Source organism: Nonomuraea sp. WAC 01424 (assembly GCF_003947315.1).
GTDB lineage: Bacteria > Actinomycetota > Actinomycetes > Streptosporangiales > Streptosporangiaceae > Nonomuraea > Nonomuraea spiralis.
Genome location: NZ_QHHZ01000023.1, coordinates 29,249 through 44,114, shown reverse-complemented (window position 1 = coordinate 44,114; position 14,866 = coordinate 29,249). Strand labels below are relative to the sequence as shown.

Below are 14,866 nucleotides of genomic sequence, written 5' to 3'. Positions count from 1 at the left end.
ACCGGTACGCGCTGTCGCTGATCGATCACCCCTTGGGTTCGAGCCTCAGAGAGACCGAATTGATGCAGTAACGGTCGTCGGTCGGCGTGGGATAGCCCTCGCCGTGGAAGACGTGACCGAGGTGGGAGTCGCAGCGTGCGCAGCGTACCTCGGTGCGCACCATGCCGTGACTGCTGTCCTCTATCAGTACGACCGCCTCCGACTCCGACGGTTCGAAGAAGCTCGGCCACCCGCAGTGTGACTCGAACTTCGTGTCGGACCGGAACAACTCCGCGCCGCAGGCACGGCACGAGTAGACGCCCTCGGTCTTGGTGTCGACGTACTCCCCCGTGAACGGGCGCTCGGTCCCGGCCTCCCTGAGCACGTGGAACTCCTCAGGAGAGAGCCTGGCCCGCCATTCGGCCTCGCTCTTGACCACCTTGTCCATGCGTCCAGACTACGAGATCCGGCAAAAAGAGATCTCCGCAGGGTGAAGCATCCTTTCTCGGCCGAATTCGCGTCTTTGTCGGTAAGGGGGTGTCATCGCCTCCTGCCAAAGGGGTGAGATCGTCCGCGGCTCGCCGAGGCGGCAACAGCCCACGCCCGTGCTGGCGCCGCTGGCGACCGGAGATGGCCGGCCGGGTGGCGCGCCAGCGCCCGGAACGGCGACGGATGATCTTAGGTCCGTCCCGTCGAGCCCCGGTCCCGCCACCGACGCGGCTCCGGGACGGGCCCACCTCTTTTGTCGGCGCGGGGGAGTAGGTTCGGTGGCATGGCATCGCCGTTCATTGAGCTCGAGGTGGGGGAGCGGACCGTCAAGGTCACCAACCCCGACAAGGTCTACTTCCCGGAGATCGGGGCCACAAAGCGCGAGCTGGTCGAATACTACGTAAGCGTCGGCGAGGGGGCCCTGCGCGCGCTCAGAGACCGGCCGACCAACATCAAGCGCCACCCCGACGGCGTACAGACCGAGGCCATCTACCAGAAGCGCATGCCGCCCAGACATCCCGAGTGGCTGCAGTCGGTCACCGTCACCTTCCCCAGCGGCCGCACCGCCGACTCGCTGCGGGTGACCGAGGTCGCCGCGATCGCCTACTGCGCCAACCTCGGCACGATCGACTTCCACCCCTGGCAGGTGCGGGCCGCCGACGTCGCGCACCCCGACGAGCTGCGCATCGACCTCGACCCGCAGCCGGGCCTGGAGTTCGACGCCGCGCGCCGGGCCGCCGAGCGCACCCGCGAGGTGCTCGACGAGCTGGGCATGACCGGGTTCGTCAAGACCTCGGGCAACCGCGGCGTGCACATCGCGGTGCGCATCGAGCCCCGCTGGGACTTCGTCCAGGTGCGTCACGCCGGCATCGCGCTGGCCAGGGCCGTCGAGGCGCGCGACCCGAGCCTGGTGACCACCGCGTGGTGGAAGGAGGAGCGCGGCGACCGCGTCTTCATCGACTTCAACCAGAACGCCAGAGACCGCACGGTGGCCAGCGCCTACTCCGTGCGGGCCCGTCCGTACGCGCCCGTGTCGACCCCGCTGACCTGGGACGAGCTGGCCGACGCCGACCCGCGTGACTTCGACATCCGCACCGTGCCGGCCCGCTTCGCCAAGCTGGGCGACGTGCACGCGGCCATCGACGACCAGGCGTACTCGATCGAGCCCCTGCTGGAGATGTACGCCGCAGACGAGCGTGGTGACCTGCCCTACCCGCCCAACTACCCGAAGATGCCGGGGGAGCCGAAGCGCGTCCAGCCCAGCAAGGCCAGGCCCGACACCGGGGAGTGACCCGCGTCCGGCGGGGGTGGCGCACCGCTCGATCCGCGGCGAAGGCCCGGCCCCCGTCGATGGATTCGAGGGGCCGGGCCTTTTCGCGTGACCGGTCGGTTCTCGCGTGACCGGTCAGCAGGTGTCGGCTCCGTCGAAGGTGCGCATACCTCGTGGCACCCGGGAGTAGATGGTCTCGCCGGGGTCAACGGTCTGGCACGCGCCGTCGGTCCCGCGCGCCCAGATGATCTTCAGCCTGAGCCGGTAGTCGCAGTCGTTGCGGGCGTAGCCGGTCTTGGTGATGGCCCCGGTGTTCTGCCAGACGGTCACGCACGACGGCGCGTTGCCGGCCGGCGCGGCCCAGGCCGGCAGCGAGGTGAACGTACAGCAGGTGACGGCGAGGGTGGCCAGGGCTGCTCGGGTGGCTGAGCGCATCAGGTCTTGCTCCTTCGGTGTCTCACTTGTGGTGGAACTGGTGGAACTCGTACGGCGCGCGGAGGAGCGTACGGGCGGCGCTCGGGCCGGCGAGGCGGTCCCGTGCATCGGGGGGTCCTTCCGCTCCGGCCTCGGCCAGACGGGCTGCCTGGGCAGGGGCGAGGTGGAGACACATGTGAAGATCTCAGATCGGTAACGCCGCTGGCGATCGTGTGGCGGCACAGGATGTCGGCCGCAGCTCTGGGCGTGTCGGCTGTAACGCTGTGGCGGCGTTCCCAAGAATGCGAACGACCCCCCACAAACCTCCCTGACCAGCCCCGGCTGGGGTGTTGGGGGTCGCCAACTGGCTCAAGGCTGGGAGGGGCCGCAGGGAGCGCGAGACCGAGGGACGTCGAGGGCCGCACGGCCGGACCCGGTGCCTGGGACGGGACCCGACGGCCCGGCCGTGCGGCGGCACTCGGAGGTGCGGCCGAAAGGAAAGGTAACGCGCAAACCGGCGTATGAGGGGCAGTCGGGGTGAAGATTCTCCGCCTGCGGTAGAGGGTTCTTACCTTGGGTGGAAGATTTCACATTCCGCGCACGCCAGGACACCCGGGGGCGGAGGTGGAGCTGAGGCCACCGCGATGGCCGGGGTCCTGGGGGTGTGAGGCGGAGGGGCTGGGGTGAGAGTCGGAAGGCCCCCGACTGTCGGGGGCCTTCCCGGTGTTGGGTCAGTGGCGGACGAGGTGGTGTGGGGCCAGTTCGCGGGATTCGCCGCGTTCCAGGTACACCACGCGGTCGGCCAGGCCCACCTGTTCGATGTGATGCCGGAAGTCGTCCAGCGGTGAGCTGAAGACGCTGTAGTCGTCGTAGTGCACCGGCACCACCGTGTGCGGGTTGATCAGGTCGACCCAGGCCGCGCCCTGCTCGCCGTCCATGGTGACGAGCAAGGTGCCGAGCAGGCGGGTGCCGCCCAGGTGTACGAGGGCCAGATCGACGTCGGGAAAGCGCCGCGGGATCCCCTCCAGGCGGCGGTCGAGCAGGGTGTCGCCGCTGATGTGCAGGCGTAGCTCCACCAGGTCCTCGGGCCCGCGGAACTCCAGCATCGTCCCGATCACCGGCGGCAGCAGGGCCTCGGCGGGGCCCGGTGCGTGCCTGGCGGGCAGGGCGGTGATCGTCACGCTGCCCTGCGGGCCGTTCAACTCGTGTTGCTCCCACACCTCCAGGCCGACGCTGCGGCCGAAGCCGCGGCGGCGCAGCTTGCGCGCCGCCTGCGTGGTGGTGACGATCGGCGTGTCCCGGTCCAGGCCCTTGCGGGTGACCCGGTCCCAGTGGTCCCCGTGCAGGTGTGACAGCACCACCGCGTCGATGTGCGGCAGGTCCGTCACGTCGATGGCCGGGTCCTTCAGCCGCCGCGAGGACAGGCCGTAGCCCAGGTACGCCCGCTGCCCCTGGTGCAGGAAGTTGGGATCCGTCAGCAGCGTGAAGCCGTTGTAGCGGATCAATGTGGTGGCGTTGCCGATGAACTGCAGGCTGCCCTTCACCCGGCTCACCCCGGATACGGCGGGTGCTGCCCCGGAGGCACGCCGCCGCCCTTGCCGCCGCCCTTGTGTCCCTTGTCGCTCCCGTGCGGGCGCCCGGCCCGCTTGCCGCCGCTCTTGGACTCCGGCACGGCGTCCGCGGACTTCGAGCTGGCACCGGACTTGCCGGATCGGCGAAGCTCGGGCTGTTGCGGATTACTCATGGCTTTTGTCCCCCTTTGCGGCTTATCACCTACCTCGTCGGCCCTCCACCAAACCCTCCGTGTGCGATAGTTCGCGAGGTTTGTGTACATCGGGGGGTGACGACCTATGGGCTGCTACCTCGGCCCCTCCGAGGTCAGGCCCGCGTCGTGGGCGATCAGGCTCGCCTGGGTGCGGTTGAGGCAGCCCAGTTTGTCCAGCAGGCGGGACACGTACCCCTTGATCGTGGGCTCGGCGAGGTGGAGGCGGGCGCCGATCTGCGCGTTCGACAGCCCTTCGCCGAGGCAGGCCAGCACCTCGCGCTCGCGTACGGTCAGCGACTCCACCAGCCTCCGGGCGCGGTCACGCGCCGGGTCCGCCGCCGCCGAGGCCGCGACCAGCCTGCGGGCGGCCACCGGCGACAACACGGTGTGCCCTTCCGCGGCCACCCGGACGAGCCCGATCAGGTCCTCCGGCGGCGTGGACTTGACCAGGAACCCGGACGCGCCCGCGCGCAGGGCACGCAGCACGTACTGGTCGGCGTCGAACGTCGTCAGCACCACGACGACCGGCGGCCGCGGCAGCTCGCCCAGGCGTTCGATCGCGGTGAGCCCGTCCACGCCGGGCATGCGCAGGTCCATGAGCACGACGTCCGGACGGTTGCGCACGACCGCCTCGACGCCCGCGGCGCCGTCGTGGGCCTCGTCCACGACCTCGATGTCGGCCGCCGAGCTCAGGATGGTACGCAGGAAACGGCAGACCATCGGCTCGTCGTCCACGATCACGACCCTGATCATGTCGGCACGTACGCGGGGAGGGTGGCCTCGACGCGGAACCCGCCGTCGGGGGAGGGGCCCGCGCGCAGCGTGCCGTGCACGACCTCGACCCGTCGCCGCAGGCCGGCGATGCCGAGGCCGGAGCCGGTCCCGGTCAGGGGGCCGTCCGGCAGGCCGGTCGGCGGCGTGTTTCGCACGGTGAGCCGCACCTGCGCCTGGCCGTACTCGATCCGGACGTCCACCCGCGCGCCCGGCGCGTGCTTGCGCACGTTGGTCAGCGCCTCCCGCACGATCCGGTACGCCGTGCGCCCCACCACCGGCGAGGCCAGCGCCCGGTCGCCTTCCTCGACCAGCTCGGCCGGGGTGCCGACAGAGGCCGACTCGGCGACCAGCGCGGCGAAGTCGGCCGCCGACGGCGGCGCGTCGGGCTCCGGCGCGGCGCCCAGGATGCCGATCAGGTCCCGCAGCTCGTCGAGCACCTGGCAGCCCGCCGCGCGCAGCTCCTCGGCGGCCTGCCGGACCTGTTCGTCGGCCGCCGTGACCCGCAGCGCGCCGGCCTGGAGCACCATCAGGCTGACCCGGTGGGTGACGACGTCGTGCATCTCGCCGGCCAGGCGGGCGCGCTCCTCGGCGCGGGCCCGCTCGGCCAGCAGGCCCCGCTCGCGTTCCGCCCGCTCGGCGCGTTCGGTCAGCATCCTGACCACGCGCCGACGTCCGTCGAAGTAGAGCGCGAGCAGCGGCCCGACGGCCGTGCGCAGCACCGCGTCGGTGAGCACCCCGACCGACGGGTCCCACACCCGCGCGATGACCAGCGTGTACGCCCCCAGTGCGGCGAAGGCCAGCCGCCGGTCCCTGCGGTAGTAGAGCGGCCCGTACGCCGCCGCGATCGTCGCGTACGGCGCCCACACGTTCTCCGGCCCGGCCGGGACCAGCACCCCGCCCGGCGAGATCAGCAGCGTCACCGCGAGCGTGAACACCCCCAGCACGGCCAGGACGGTGAGCGGCGCCCGGCGGCGGGCCAGCAGCGACAGGCAGGCGGCGGCCTGAACCCCCAGCAACACCCAGGCGAGCGTGCCGGGACGCTCGGGCCACCACGAGAGTCCGAGCAACGTCGAGGCGGTGTCGAGCAGCGTGAAGCCGGCCGCCATGGCCACGTCCAGCACGAGGGAACGACGGCGGCGACGGCGGCACGCCTCTTCACTCATGCCGCACACGCTATGACACCCCCTCACGCCGGAGATATCCGACAAGTCGGAAATCATACGAAAGTCGCATGCGCTCCCACCGATCGTCGCCCCCGCGACCGACGGCCCGCCCTGCCGGACATCCCCCTCGCCGCCGTGCAATGGACCCATGACGAACCTTCCCCCGCTGGGCCGCTACGAGATCGACACCGAGAACTCCGGCATCCACTTCACCACCAGGCACCTGTTCGGCCTCGGCCGCGTGCGCGGCACGTTCGACATCAAGGCCGGGACCGTCGAGGTGGCCGAACCGCTCGCCGACTCCCGCGTGCGCGTGGAGATCGACGCGGCGAGCTTCCACACCGGCAACCATCAGCGCGACGAGGCGGTACGTTCCTCCCGCTTCCTCGACACCGCCCGCCACCCCACCATCACCTTCGCGGCGGGCGGCGGCGCCGACGGCACGACGCTGACCGGCACGCTCACCGTGGCCGGCGCCGAGCACCCGCTCACCCTCACCGTCGACGGTTGCGACGTGACCGCGAACGGATTCACCGTCGTCGTCACCGCCCGCGTGGACCGCACCGCCTTCGGGGTGACCGCCATGCCCGGGATCGCGGCCCGCCATCTGGCGATGTCGGCCGAGGTGAGATGCGTGCGGGCCGGGGTCGCCGGGGTCACGGATCGCGGGGAAGGCCGAGCGCGCGCTCGGCGATGATGTTGAGCTGCACCTCCGTGGTGCCGCCGCCGATGGTGAAGGCCCGGGTGGCCAGGATCATACGGTTCCAGTGGCGGTCGGCCGGGGCCAGCGACCAGCAGAACTCCGAGATCGCCTGCGCGTGGCGCATGCCCAGCAGTTTGCGCACGCTGGAGGCGGGCCCCGGGTCGGAGCCGGCCAGCCTGGACAGCGTCACGCGCAGCCCGAGCGCCGAGATCGCCTGGCCTTCGGCCCACAGGCGGCCCGCCTGCTCGCGCTGCGACTGCCGCAGCGGCGGCAGCGTGCCGATCAGCCGGACCATGTCGGTGTGCTGGGAGCCGGGCCCCCAGGAGTCGCCGAGCGCGACCCGCTCGTACGAGAGGGTGTCGCGGGCCACCCGCCAGCCGCCGTCCACCTCGCCGACCACCAGGTCGTCCGGGACGAAGACGTCGTCGAGGAAGACCTCGTTGAAGATCTCGTCCCCGTTGATCTCCTTGAGCGGCCTGACGGTGACGCCGGGGGAGGACATGTCCACCAGGAAGTACGTGATCCCCTCGTGCTTGGGCCTGTCCGGCGAGGTACGGGCCAGGCAGATGCCCCAATGGGCGTACTGGGCGAGGGACGTCCAGATCTTCTGGCCGGTCAGAGTCCAGCCGCCCTCCATCCGGGTGGCCCTGGTCGCCAGCCCCGCCAGGTCGGAGCCGGCCCCGGGCTCGCTGAACAGCTGGCACCACACGATCTCGCCGGTGAACGTCCTCGGCAGGAAGCGTTCCCGCTGCTCGCCGGTGCCGTACGCGACGATGGACGGGACCGCCCAGGCCGCGATCCCCAGGTTGGGCCGCTTGAGCCCGCGGAACTCCTGGTGGATGATCACCTGCTCCAGCGGCGTGGCCGCCCGGCCCCACGGCCTGGGCAGATAGGGCATGATCCAGCCCTCCCGCGCGAACCGGCCCAGCCGGGCGAGCGGCTCCTCGCGGCGCAGCGACTCGGCCTGCGCCCTGATCGTGTCCCTGAGCGGGGTGGCCTCCTCGGGCAGGTCGGGCTCCATCGCGCGGCGCGTGCCCGCCACGGCCAGCTCCGCGACCCGTTCGGCCCACGGCCCCGGGTCCCCGGCGAGCATCCGGTCGGACAGGGCGCGGCGGTAGTGGCGGTGGGCGTCGTGCTCGAAGGTGTAGCCGATGCCGCCCAGCACCTGGATGGCGTCGGCCGCGCAGCGCACCGCCGCGTCCGGGCCGAGCACGGCGGCCACCCCGGCGGCCAGCCGCGTCTCCGCGGTGAGCGGGCCGGGGGCGTCCAGGGCGCGGGCGGCGTCCCAGACGGCGGCGCGGGCCTGCTCAAGGGCCACCAGCGCGGCGGCGACCCGGTGCTTGACGCCCTGGAACTGGCCGATCGGGCGGCCGAACTGCTCGCGGATCCTGGCGTGCGCGGCGGCCGTGCCGACCGCCCAGGCGGCGGTCCCGCACGCGTCGGCGCCGAGCAGCAGCGCGGCCAGTTCCCGTACCGGCACCGCGCCCAGCAGGCGGTCCGGCGGGATCTCGCGGGCCGTGACCGTGCACAGGTCGCGGTCCAGGTCGACGCCCTCGGCGGGCTCGGCGGTCACGTGGGACCGGTCGAGCAGCGCCCACCCGTCGCCGTGCGGCACGAGGAACAGGTCCGCGCCGGCCGGCCCCAGGGCGAGCGGGCCGAGCACGACGGCCGCCGTCGACGTCCCGTCCGCGAGCCCGCCGAGCAGGCCCGCCAGCGACCCGCCGGCGGGTGTGACGGCCGCTGATCGGACGAGCGCCGCCGAGGTCAGCACGACCGGCAGGTACGGCCCCGCCACCCGCAGCTCGCCCAGCACCTCCAGCGCCACGCACAGCTCGACCAGCCCGTACCCCTGACCGCCGTGCTCCTCCGGCAGGTGCAGCCCCAGCAGGTCCGGGCCCACCGGCGCCCGGTTCCCGTCGGTACGCCCCGCCGCCCCCCGTACGGAGGCGGCCAGCGCCCGGTGCTCCTCGCTCAGCCCGATCCCCATGGACGCACACTAGAACGATATTCTGTCAATCTCCAGGCCCGGGAAGATCTCCAGGTCCGGGAAAACCGTTGGCGCGGGACCGGCGACGCTGGCTACGCTCGCTGCTGTCCTGTTCGACACGACGTTTCCGGAAACGAGGTGGCTTGATGCCCGGCACGGCGCCCAGCGCGCCTCTACGTGTCACGGGTGTTTCCCGCCTTCCTTGAGGATCAGGACCGGACCACCTGTGGCACCAGCGTGCCTGTGAGGCCCGCTCGGCGCTCCCTTGCTGCTCTTTTCATGACAAATCCGGCAAGGAGACCCCAGGTTGTCTGCCAACGGCAAACCTCGTACCATCACCGACACCTTCGCCTGCGTGCGCTGCGGCCTGACCGACGCCGCGCAGGCCCCCGACGGCGCCCGCCGCAACCACTGCCCGAGCTGCCTGCACTCGCTGCACGTGCTCGACCGGGTGGAGGGCGGCCCGTCGGAGTGCCGGTCGCGGATGAACCCGATCTCGATCGCGGTGCTCCGCACCGGCGACTGGATGGTCATCCATCGTTGCACCCGTTGCGGGGAGCTGACGTCCAACCCGATCTGCGGGGACGACAACCAGCTCATCCTCATGCGCATGGCGGTACGCCCGCTCGCGCAGCCGCCGTTCCCGCTCGAAGCGTTCGGCGACCTGTGACATGCCCAGGAGGAACCCCGGCCGGGCCCGGCCGCAACAACCCAAGCCCGTACGGCGAGCCGAGCGCGGCGAACGTGGCGACACGTTCCGCTGCGTCGGCTGCCGGCTGGACGTGCCGATGGACGCGCCGGGCACGGCGCACCGCAACCACTGCCCGCACTGCCTGACCAGCCTGCACGTCGACCACCGGATCCCGGGGGATCGGCGGGCGGGCTGCCGGGGCCCGATGGCGGCGCTGAGCGTCACCGTCAGGCCCGACGGGGAGTGGCTGATCATCCATCACTGCCAGGCGTGCGGCGGGCTGAGCGCCAACCGCATCGCCGGTGACGACAACGCGCTGGCGCTGCTGCGCATCGCCGTACGGCCGCTGTCCGACAGCCGTCTGCCGGTCAGCGCGCTGCTGGCGCTATGAGACGGCGGGCCGCCCTCCGGGGCGGCCCGCCCGATGCCGTGCGTATTCTTCTTCCGTGGCACTGCGGTTCGAGACACGCGCGTCCGACTCACCGTGGGTCGACGCCGTGTGGAGCTGTACGAGCGAGCACGTCGCGGAGATGACCTCCGTCGCGGCGGTGAGCTGGGGCCTTGTCTTCTGGGAGCGGGAGGGCAGGGCGCATGCGGCCATTTCCGGTCCTGAGACCAAGACCGGCACCGCGCCGGTGCCGGAGGGCTCGACCTTCGTCGGCATCGAGTTCGCCGTGGGCACGTCCCTGCGCGCCGTCCCCCCGCCGACTCTGGTCGACGGAGGCGTCGAGCTCCCCGACACCATGCGCAGGACCTTCGTGCTGGACGGCGTCCGCTGGGAATCCCCCGCCCCCGACGACGCCGAGGCTCTGGTCGACCGCCTGGTCCGCGCCGGGGCCCTGGTCCGTGACCCGCTCGTCACCGAGGTCCGCCGAGGCCGCCGTCCAGAGGTCTCGGGACGAACCGTCGAACGCCGGTTCCGAGCGGCGACCGGGCTGACCCAGGGCGCCGTACGGCAGATCGAACGTGCGCGCAGGGCCTCGGCGCTCCTGGCCACCGGCGCCTCGGTCGCCGATGTCGTCTCCGGGCTCGAGTACTTCGACGAGCCACACCTGGCCCGTGCGCTGCGCCGGTACGTCGGGCGTACGGCGCGGCAACTCCGAGAGGGCACCGGCGGCGCGATCGCCCTGGATCTGGATCAGCTGACGACGTCGTAGATCAGCTTCACGATGCCGTTGGGGTAGGCCTCGGACGCCCGGAGGCTCAGTACCTGCTTGTCCCTGTCCGCCTCGGTGAACAGGCTCTTCCCGGCCCCGAGCAGCACCGGGAAGACGAGAAGGTGGTACCGGTCGATCAGGCCCGCCTCCGACAACCGCCGGGCGAGCTCCGCGCTGCCATGGATGAAGATCGCGCCACCTTCGCTCTTCTTGAGCTCGACGACGTCGTCGGCCGAGCGCAGGATCGTCGTCGGCCCCCATCCCTCGACGAGGGCGTCGTCGGTCAGCGTGGTCGAGACCACGTACTTGGGCAGGTCCTTGTAGGCGGCGTGGTCATCCGAGTCGCGCCAGATCGGCGCGAACGCCTCGTAGCTCCGGCGGCCGAACATCAGCGCTGTCGTGTCCTCAAGCTCCTCGCCTTTCAGCGAGAAGGCCTCGGGCAGGAATTCGATGTCCTTGACCACCCAGCCGCCGCTGCGGTGCTCCTCGCCCGGCCCACCGCCCGGGGAGTCCACAACGCCGTCAAGCGACATGAATCCGGTATAGATCAGATCACGCATGTGCTGTTCTCCTCATGGTCGGCGACGCGAGGTCGCCAGGTAGATCGGCAAGCGGGCCGCAGCGCCATGCCGGCGCGGCGGCGGAACGCCCGCGCCCATGCTACGAAGCGGCCACCACGACCGTCTTGTACGGAAACGACGGCAGCACGCTTGACCGAACCAGCACGGTCATGGCGCGACGAGGACAGCCCCCAGCTAGTCGTCGCCGAACTCCAGGCGCAGGGCCAGGGTGAAGTCGGACACCGCCTCCTCGTGGCGCTCCATCTCCTGGAAGATCTCGCCGCGCACCCGGTAGGCCCAGATGTAGTCGGGGTCCAGCTCGACGGCCCGGTCGAGGTCGCGCAGGGCGGCCTCGTTGTCGCCCATCTCGCTGAGCACCGCGCCCCGGCTGCCGAACGCGCGGTCGTTGTCGGGGTCGAGCTCGACCGCGCGGTTCAGGTCGGCCAGCGCCTCCTGGTAGCGGTCGATCATGCGCAGCGCCTCGCCGCGCCGGCTGAGCGCCCGGACGTGCTCGGGGTCGGCCCGCAAAGCCCTCGTGTAGTCGTCGATGGCCTCGGTGTAGAGGTGCATGCGCTGGTAGAGGTCACCACGCGCGACCCACGAGTACGCCAGCTCCTCGTTCAACGCGATGATCTTGGCGTGCTCGTCCAGGGCCTCGTCCAGCCGGTCGAGGTCCACCAGGGCGTCGGCCTTGGCCTCCAGGATCCACAGGGACTCGGGGGCGAGGGTGAGCGCGTGGTCGAAGTCGTCCATCGCCTCCTCCAGCCGGCCGAGCGCCGCGTACGCCTGGCCGCGCGAGCCCAGTGCGTACGCGCTGTCCGGTTCCAGTCTCAACGACTCGTCGAAGTCCTCCAGGGCGGCCTCGTACCGCTCGATGACCCGGTGGCTCTCGCCGCGCAGCCGCCAGGACCGGGCGTTGTCCGGGACCAGCGCGATCGACTCGGTCAGATCCGCGATCGCGGCCTCGTGCCGCGACAGCGCGATGTACGATTCGGCTCGGCTGCGCAACACGGACGCACGCGACTGGGCGGCTGGCTCGGACAGCTCGGACTGGTCGTTGATCCCCTCGCTCATGGAGGGAATCTATCTAACTAAATCTGGATGATGGCCGCCTTTTCCCGGGTGTACTCAAGGACGGAATCGTGGCCGTACCCGCTGTCCTTCACGCCTCCGAACGGCAGGCCCGGAGGCATCTGACGGTAGGTGTTCACCCAGACGGTCCCGCTCTCCAGATCCCGTACGAACCGGTGCGCCCGTCCCAGGTCCCGCGTCCACACCCCGGCCGCCAGTCCGTACGGTGAGTCGTTGGCGATCGCCAGCGCCTGCTCGTCGCTCTCGAACGGGATGGCCACCGCCACCGGCCCGAAGATCTCCTCCTGGCAGATCCGCAGCCCGTTGTCCTCGGTCGTGTAGAGCGTGGGCGCCACCCAGTAGCCGCCCGGCAGGCCGGGCACCACCTCGGCTCCCGCCCGCCCGCCGAAGACCAGCTCGGCCCCCTCCTTCTCGGCCGTCTCCAGGTACGACCGCACGCGCTCGAACTGCCCGGCCGACACGATCGGGCCCATCGTCGTGGCCAGGTCGAGGGGGTCGTCCAGGACCAGCTCGGCGCAGATCCGCCTGATCCGGCCGAGCAGGTCGTCCCAGATCGACCGGTGGACGAGGATCCGCGAGCCGGCCACGCACACCTGCCCGGCGTTGCCCGTGTAGACCGAGTTCACGGTGACGCCCTGCGCCGCGGCGTCCAGGTCGGCGTCCGGGAAGACGATGTTGGGCGACTTGCCGCCCAGCTCGAACGTCAGCGGCTTCAGCGCGTCCGCCGAGGCCCTGGTGATGGCCTGGCCGGTGGCCGTCGAGCCGGTGAGGCTGACTTTGGCGACGTGCCGGTGCCGGACCAGGGCGTCGCCGACCTCCTCGCCGAGCCCGCTGACGATGTTCAGCACGCCGGGCGGGAACACCTCGGCCAGCAGCTCGCCGAGCCGCAACACCGACGCGCTCGCCTGCTCGGCGGGCTTGACGATCACCGTGTTCCCGGCGGCGAGGGCGTAGGCGGCCTTGGCGGAGAACGTCGAGACGGGGGAGTTCCACGGGATGATGCAGACCGCCACCCCGTACGGCTCGCGCCGGGTCAGGCCCAGCGTGTCCGGCCCCAGCACGACGGTGTCGCCCTTGACCGCGTCCAGGCATTGCCCGGCCGCGAGCTGCCACAGGTACGCCATGCCCGGCAGGTCCTTCTTGAGCGTGTCGCGCAGGATCCGGCCGTTGTCGCGGGTCTCCAGCCGGGCCAGTTCCTCGGCGTGCCGGCCGAACAGCTCCGACACCTTGCGCAGGAAGTGCGCCCGGCCCAGCGCGGGCATGGCGGACCAGGCGGGGAAGGCCGCCCGCGCCGCCGCCACGGCGGCCTCGGCCTCCCTCGCGCCGCTCGCCGGGATCTGGGCCCACACCTCGCCCGTGGCGGGGTTGACGGTGTCCATCGTCCGGTCGGCGCGGACCAGCTCGCCGCCGATGAGATTACGGTACTCAGGCACGCGCCCAAGCATATGCTTGCTTGCCACAGCCGGACCAGCCCTGGACAGATCGGGGCATAATGGTCAGCTGTGACGATCGATCTGACCTGGCCGGAAACCGCCGGCGAACCCGTGCTCGCCGCCGTCCACCGCGTGCTGCACGCCGTCGTCGAGCTGGGCGGCGCGGTCGGTCACCTGACGCCGCCCGCGCGGGACGTGACCGACCCCTGGGTGGCGGCCACGCTCGCGGCGGTCACCGAGGGAGAGGCCCGCCTCGCCCTCGCCACGGTCGACGGCACCGTCCAGGCGATGGGGTTGTGGCGGCGCAGCCCAGAGGCGGTCTTCCGGCACTCCGCCGAGATCGGCAAGGTGATGACGCACCCGGCGGCACGCGGCCTCGGCCTCGGCAGGCTGGTGGTGGCCGGGCTCGCCGACGACGCCCGCGCGGCCGGCGTCGAGACGCTCACGCTGCGCGTGCGCGGCAACAACCACGGCGCGATCGCGCTGTACGAGAGCCTCGGGTTCCGCGAGTGGGGACGGCTGCCGAACGTCGTCGAGGTGGGCGAATGGCGCTTCGACGAGGTGAGCATGTACCTGGACCTCGGCCGCCCGCCCGGCCTCATCCTCCACGGCTCGGCCCCCGGCGGGCCGGGCGGTTCTCAGGCCCCGGCCCGCGGCTAGGATCGCAACATGCAGCTGGCCCCCGGAGTCCACGCCGTCATCACCGACCGCCACGGAGGGGTCAGCGCCCCGCCGTACGCCTCGCGCAACCTCGGTGGCATGGTCGGCGACGACCCGGCGGCCGTACGAGCCAACCGCGAGAGCCTGGTGGCCGAGCTGGGCGTGCGCGCCGTCGTCTACATGCGCCAGATCCACAGTGCCGAGGTCGCCCTCGTGAGCGAGCCGTTCGGCGACGACCCGCCGCCGCTCGACGGCGTGTTCACCACCGAGCCGCGACTGGCGCTGGCCTCGCTGGGCGCCGACTGCCCGGCCGTGCTGGTGGCCGACCCCCAGGCCCGCATGGTGGGCGCCGCCCACTCCGGCCGCCCCGGCACCGAGGCCGGCGTCGCCACCGCCCTGGTCGAGGCCATGGCCGCCAAGGGCGCGCGGCCCGGCAGGATGGTCGCGCTGATCGGGCCCGGCGCCTGTGGGCGCTGCTACGAGGTGCCGGCCGAGCTGCGCGAGCAGGTCGCCTCCAAGGTGCCGCCGACGTGGTCGACGACGTCGTGGGGCACCCCGGCGCTCGACCTGCGGGCCGGGATCGAGTCGCAGCTCAGGGCGGCGGGCGTGCCCGACGTACGGCACGACGCGCGCTGCACGATCGAGTCGCCCGAGCTCTACTCCCACCGCCGCGAGCAGCCCGGTGGCCGCTTCGCCGGTATCGTCTGGCTCGACTGAGCGCCGCCGAGC

General features: G+C 71.9%; 17 protein-coding genes. 7 read left to right on the top strand and 10 right to left on the bottom strand.

Annotated elements, in window-relative coordinates; genetic code table 11:
• Window positions 1-25: 25 nt before the first annotated feature.
• Entirely contained in the window at window positions 26-427 is a 402-nt protein-coding gene (msrB, locus tag DMB42_RS45725; protein ID WP_125646261.1) for a peptide-methionine (R)-S-oxide reductase MsrB, read from the bottom strand.
• 324 nt (window positions 428-751) lie between these two features.
• Between msrB and ligD the strand changes: the two genes are divergently transcribed.
• A complete protein-coding gene (gene ligD, locus DMB42_RS45720) occupies window positions 752-1,759 on the top strand; it encodes a non-homologous end-joining DNA ligase (RefSeq protein ID WP_125646259.1) in 1,008 nt (335 codons plus the stop codon).
• 114 nt (window positions 1,760-1,873) lie between these two features.
• Here the strand turns inward: ligD and DMB42_RS45715 are convergent, their stop codons facing one another.
• The 5 genes from DMB42_RS45715 to DMB42_RS45695 all read right to left on the bottom strand — a co-directional run bounded on the left by DMB42_RS45715 (window position 1,874) and on the right by DMB42_RS45695 (window position 5,854).
• The gene (locus tag DMB42_RS45715; protein WP_125646258.1) at window positions 1,874-2,173 is read right to left on the bottom strand and encodes a hypothetical protein; all 300 of its coding nucleotides are present in this window, start codon (window positions 2,171-2,173) and stop codon (window positions 1,874-1,876) included.
• Between the two features lie 710 nt (window positions 2,174-2,883).
• Window positions 2,884-3,696 carry an MBL fold metallo-hydrolase gene (locus tag DMB42_RS45710; RefSeq protein ID WP_125646256.1) on the bottom strand — a complete coding sequence of 271 codons (813 nt, stop codon included), beginning with the start codon at window positions 3,694-3,696 and terminating at the stop codon, window positions 2,884-2,886.
• Window positions 3,697-3,701: 5 nt separating this feature from the next.
• Window positions 3,702-3,896, bottom strand: coding sequence for a hypothetical protein (locus tag DMB42_RS45705; RefSeq protein ID WP_125646254.1), 195 nt, complete (start codon window positions 3,894-3,896; stop codon window positions 3,702-3,704).
• 114 nt (window positions 3,897-4,010) lie between these two features.
• Window positions 4,011-4,670, bottom strand: a complete 660-nt coding sequence (locus tag DMB42_RS45700) for a response regulator transcription factor (protein ID WP_125646252.1) — start codon at window positions 4,668-4,670, stop codon at window positions 4,011-4,013.
• Window positions 4,667-5,854 (bottom strand): sensor histidine kinase, encoded by a 1,188-nt coding sequence (locus DMB42_RS45695; RefSeq protein WP_125646251.1) that lies wholly within the window; start codon window positions 5,852-5,854, stop codon window positions 4,667-4,669. The genes DMB42_RS45700 and DMB42_RS45695 overlap by 4 nt, the downstream gene beginning before the upstream one ends.
• A gap of 148 nt (window positions 5,855-6,002) precedes the next feature.
• Between DMB42_RS45695 and DMB42_RS45690 the strand changes: the two genes are divergently transcribed.
• Window positions 6,003-6,551 carry a YceI family protein gene (locus DMB42_RS45690; protein WP_125646250.1) on the top strand — a complete coding sequence of 183 codons (549 nt, stop codon included), beginning with the start codon at window positions 6,003-6,005 and terminating at the stop codon, window positions 6,549-6,551.
• Here DMB42_RS45690 and DMB42_RS45685 read toward each other — a convergent pair.
• Window positions 6,511-8,544 (bottom strand): acyl-CoA dehydrogenase, encoded by a 2,034-nt coding sequence (locus DMB42_RS45685; protein ID WP_125646249.1) that lies wholly within the window; start codon window positions 8,542-8,544, stop codon window positions 6,511-6,513. The genes DMB42_RS45690 and DMB42_RS45685 overlap by 41 nt on opposite strands.
• Window positions 8,545-8,851: 307 nt before the next feature.
• Here DMB42_RS45685 and DMB42_RS45680 point away from each other — a divergent pair, with 307 nt between their 5' ends.
• The 3 genes from DMB42_RS45680 to DMB42_RS45670 are packed head-to-tail and all read left to right on the top strand — an operon-like array spanning window position 8,852 to window position 10,392.
• Window positions 8,852-9,214 (top strand): RNHCP domain-containing protein, encoded by a 363-nt coding sequence (locus tag DMB42_RS45680; protein WP_125646248.1) that lies wholly within the window; start codon window positions 8,852-8,854, stop codon window positions 9,212-9,214.
• A 1-nt stretch (window position 9,215) separates the two neighbouring features.
• Window positions 9,216-9,626, top strand: coding sequence for an RNHCP domain-containing protein (locus tag DMB42_RS45675; RefSeq protein WP_125646247.1), 411 nt, complete (start codon window positions 9,216-9,218; stop codon window positions 9,624-9,626).
• A gap of 55 nt (window positions 9,627-9,681) precedes the next feature.
• Window positions 9,682-10,392 carry a helix-turn-helix domain-containing protein gene (locus DMB42_RS45670; RefSeq protein ID WP_125646245.1) on the top strand — a complete coding sequence of 237 codons (711 nt, stop codon included), beginning with the start codon at window positions 9,682-9,684 and terminating at the stop codon, window positions 10,390-10,392.
• Here the strand turns inward: DMB42_RS45670 and DMB42_RS45665 are convergent.
• The 3 genes from DMB42_RS45665 to DMB42_RS45655 all read right to left on the bottom strand — a co-directional run bounded on the left by DMB42_RS45665 (window position 10,374) and on the right by DMB42_RS45655 (window position 13,489).
• Window positions 10,374-10,952 (bottom strand): dihydrofolate reductase family protein, encoded by a 579-nt coding sequence (locus DMB42_RS45665; protein ID WP_125646243.1) that lies wholly within the window; start codon window positions 10,950-10,952, stop codon window positions 10,374-10,376. The genes DMB42_RS45670 and DMB42_RS45665 overlap by 19 nt on opposite strands.
• Before the next feature lie 195 nt (window positions 10,953-11,147).
• A complete protein-coding gene (locus DMB42_RS45660; protein ID WP_125646241.1) occupies window positions 11,148-12,026 on the bottom strand; it encodes a lipopolysaccharide assembly protein LapB in 879 nt (292 codons plus the stop codon).
• Window positions 12,027-12,043: 17 nt separating this feature from the next.
• Entirely contained in the window at window positions 12,044-13,489 is a 1,446-nt protein-coding gene (locus DMB42_RS45655; RefSeq protein ID WP_125646239.1) for an aldehyde dehydrogenase, read from the bottom strand.
• A 57-nt stretch (window positions 13,490-13,546) separates the two neighbouring features.
• On the opposite strand from DMB42_RS45655, the gene DMB42_RS45650 reads away from it, so the two are divergent.
• On the top strand, window positions 13,547-14,137 hold the full coding sequence (locus DMB42_RS45650; RefSeq protein ID WP_125646237.1) for a GNAT family N-acetyltransferase: 591 nt from the start codon (window positions 13,547-13,549) through the stop codon (window positions 14,135-14,137).
• 9 nt (window positions 14,138-14,146) lie between these two features.
• The gene (gene pgeF / locus DMB42_RS45645; RefSeq protein ID WP_125646235.1) at window positions 14,147-14,854 is read left to right on the top strand and encodes a peptidoglycan editing factor PgeF; all 708 of its coding nucleotides are present in this window, start codon (window positions 14,147-14,149) and stop codon (window positions 14,852-14,854) included.
• Window positions 14,855-14,866 lie beyond the last annotated feature (12 nt).